The organism is Nocardia lijiangensis NBRC 108240 (genome assembly GCF_001613045.1).
Taxonomy (GTDB): domain Bacteria; phylum Actinomycetota; class Actinomycetes; order Mycobacteriales; family Mycobacteriaceae; genus Nocardia; species Nocardia lijiangensis.
The window spans coordinates 1-3471 of sequence record NZ_BDBP01000086.1 but is presented as its reverse complement, the minus strand read 5'-3'; the positions used below and the strand labels follow the sequence as shown (position 1 = coordinate 3471).

At 67.2% G+C, this 3471-nt stretch carries 1 protein-coding gene; it reads left to right on the top strand.

Annotated features, from left to right (window positions below; genetic code table 11):
- Positions 1-3455, top strand: a 3455-nt coding sequence (locus NL1_RS28070) for a multifunctional oxoglutarate decarboxylase/oxoglutarate dehydrogenase thiamine pyrophosphate-binding subunit/dihydrolipoyllysine-residue succinyltransferase subunit (protein WP_067845380.1), incomplete at its 5' end; no start/stop codon positions are given.
- Positions 3456-3471: the final 16 nt, after the last annotated feature.

Genomic DNA, 3471 nt, shown 5'->3' with positions numbered 1-3471 from the left:
CACGGGCACCCCAGACCACTCCGGCGCCGACCTCCAACGCCGCGCCGACCTCCGGCGGCCCCAAGCCCGCCGAGGCGTCCGACGAGGCGAAGGTGCTGCGTGGCGCCGCCGCCGCGGTCGCCAAGAACATGGCCGCCTCGCTGGCGATCCCGACCGCGACCTCGGTGCGTGCCATCCCGGCCAAGCTGATGATCGACAACCGCCTGGTCATCAACAACCACCTGGCCCGCACCCGCGGTGGCAAGATCTCCTTCACCCACCTGCTCGGCTACGCCATCGTGCAGGCGGTGAAGTCGTTCCCGAACATGAACCGGCACTTCGCCGAGATCGACGGCAAGCCGAACGCGGTCACCCCCGCGCACACCAACCTCGGCCTGGCCATCGACCTGCCGGGCAAGGACGGCAACCGCTCGCTGGTCGTCGCGGCCATCAAGGGCACCGAGGCCATGACCTTCGGGCAGTTCCACACCGCCTACGAGGACATCGTGCGCCGCGCCCGCGACGGCAAGCTGACCGCCGAGGACTTCTCCGGCGTCACCATCTCGCTGACCAACCCGGGCACCATCGGCACCGTGCACTCGGTGCCGCGCCTGATGAACGGCCAGGGCGCGATCATCGGCGCGGGCGCCATGGAGTACCCGGCCGAGTTCCAGGGCATGAGCGACGAGCGCATCGCCGATATCGGCGTCGGCAAGCTCATGACGCTGACCTCCACCTACGACCACCGCATCATCCAGGGCGCGGAGTCCGGTGATTTCCTGCGCACCATCCACCAGCTGCTGATCTCCGACGAGTTCTACGACGAGATCTTCCACGGCCTCGGCGTGCCCTACGAGCCGGTGCGCTGGCGCAAGGATGTCAAGGAGCGCGGCGTCGACAAGAGCACTCGCGTGCTCGAGATGATCGCGGCGTACCGCAACCGCGGCCACCTGATGGCCGACACCGACCCGCTGCGCCTGGTCAAGGACAAGTTCCGCAGCCACCCGGACCTCGACGTCACCCAGCACGGCCTGACGCTGTGGGACCTGGACCGCGAGTTCAATGTCGGCAGCTTCCACAGCCAGGAGCGGATGAAGCTGCGCGACGTGCTCTCGGTGCTGCGCGACGCCTACTGCCGCCACGTCGGCGTGGAGTACATGCACATCCTGGAGTCCGATCAGCTGCAGTGGATCCAGGAGCGCGTCGAGCAGAAGCACGTCAAACCGACTGTCGCACAGCAGAAGTACATCCTGAACCGGCTGAACGCGGCCGAGGCCTTCGAGACCTTCCTGCAGACCAAGTACGTCGGCCAGAAGCGCTTCTCGCTGGAGGGCGCCGAAGCCGTCATCCCGATGATGGACGCGGTCATCGACCAGGGCGCCGAGCACTCGCTCGACGAGGTCGTCATCGGCATGCCGCACCGCGGACGCCTCAACGTGCTCGCCAACATCGTCGGCAAGCCGTACTCGAAGATCTTCACCGAGTTCGAGGGCAACATGAACCCGGCGGGCACGCACGGCTCCGGCGACGTGAAGTACCACCTCGGTGCGCGCGGCACCTACCTGCAGATGTTCGGCGACAACGAGATCGAGGTCTCGCTGACCGCCAACCCCTCGCACCTGGAGGCGGTCGACCCCGTGCTCGAGGGTCTGGTCCGCGCCAAGCAGGACCTGCTGGACAAGGGCGACGGCCCCGAGGGCTTCTCCGTCATGCCGCTGATGCTGCACGGTGACGCCGCGTTCGCAGGCCAGGGCGTGGTCGCCGAGACGCTGAACCTCTCGGGTCTGCGCGGCTACCGCGTCGGCGGCACCATCCACATCGTGGTGAACAACCAGATCGGCTTCACCACCTCGCCGGAGAACAGCCGCTCCACCGAATACTCCACCGACATCGCCAAGTTCATCGGCGCGCCGATCTTCCATGTGAACGGCGACGACCCGGAGGCCTGCGACTGGGTGGCGCGTCTTGCGGTCGACTTCCGCCAGAAGTTCCGCAAGGACGTGGTCATCGACCTGATCTGCTACCGCCGTCGCGGCCACAACGAGGGCGACGACCCGTCGATGACCCAGCCGTACATGTACGACGTCATCGACACCAAGCGCTCGGTGCGCAAGAGCTACACCGAGAGCCTGATCGGCCGTGGCGACATCTCCATGAAAGAGGCCGAGGACGCGCTGCGTGACTACCAGGGTCAGCTGGAGCGCGTGTTCAACGAGGTCCGCGAACTGGAGAAGTTCCCGCCGGAGCCGAGCGAGTCGGTCGAGGACGATCAGAAGGTGCCCGCGACCGTGCAGACCGCGGTCGACAAGGCCGTGCTGCAGCGCATCGGCGACGCCTTCCTGAACGTGCCCGACGGCTTCAACGTGCACCCGCGCGTCAAGCCGGTGCTGGAGAAGCGCCGCGAGATGGCCTACGAGGGCAAGGTCGACTGGGCCTTCGCCGAGCTGATGGCCTTCGGCACGCTGATCGACGAGGGCCGCGCGGTGCGCCTGACCGGTCAGGACTCGCGCCGCGGCACCTTCACCCAGCGGCATTCGGTGATCATCGACCGCAAGTCCGCCGAGGAGTACACCCCGCTGCACAACATCGGCAGCGAGAACCCCGGGTGGTTCGCGGTGCACGACTCGGCGCTGAGCGAATTCGCCGCCGTCGGTTTCGAATACGGCTACTCGCTGGGCAACCCGAACGCGCTGGTGCTCTGGGAGGCGCAGTTCGGTGACTTCGTCAACGGCGCGCAGTCCATCATCGACGAGTTCATCTCCTCCGGTGAGGCCAAGTGGGGCCAGCTCTCCGACGTGGTGCTGCTGCTGCCGCACGGCCACGAGGGCCAGGGCCCGGACCACACCTCCGGCCGCATCGAGCGCTTCCTGCAGCTGTGCGCCGAGGGCTCGATGACCGTCGCGGTGCCGTCCACCCCGGCGAACTACTTCCACCTGCTGCGCCGCCACGCGCACGACGGCATCCGTCGTCCGCTGATCGTCTTCACCCCGAAGTCGATGCTGCGCAACAAGGCCGTGGTGTCGGACCTCAAGGACTTCACCGAGTCCAAGTTCCACTCCGTGTTCGACGAGCCCACCTACGAGCAGGGCATCGGCGATCGCGCCAAGGTGAAGCGAGTCCTGATGACCAGCGGCAAGCTCTACTACGAGCTGGTCGCCGAGAAGACCAAGCAGAAGCGCGAGGACATCGCCATCGTGCGGATCGAGCAGCTCTACCCGCTGCCCAAGTACCGCCTGAACGAAGCCCTCGAGGGATACCCGAACGCGACCGACATCGCGTGGGTCCAGGAGGAACCGGCCAACCAGGGCGCCTGGCCCTTCTTCGGCCTCAACCTCCCCGAGCTGCTCCCCGAGCGTCTCGGCAAACTCCGCCGCATCTCCCGCCGCGCCATGTCGGCCCCGTCCTCGGGTTCGTCCAAGGTGCACGCCGTCGAGCAGGCGGAGATCGTCGGGGAGGCGTTCCTGCCCACCAGCTAATCTCTAGCTGCCCCGG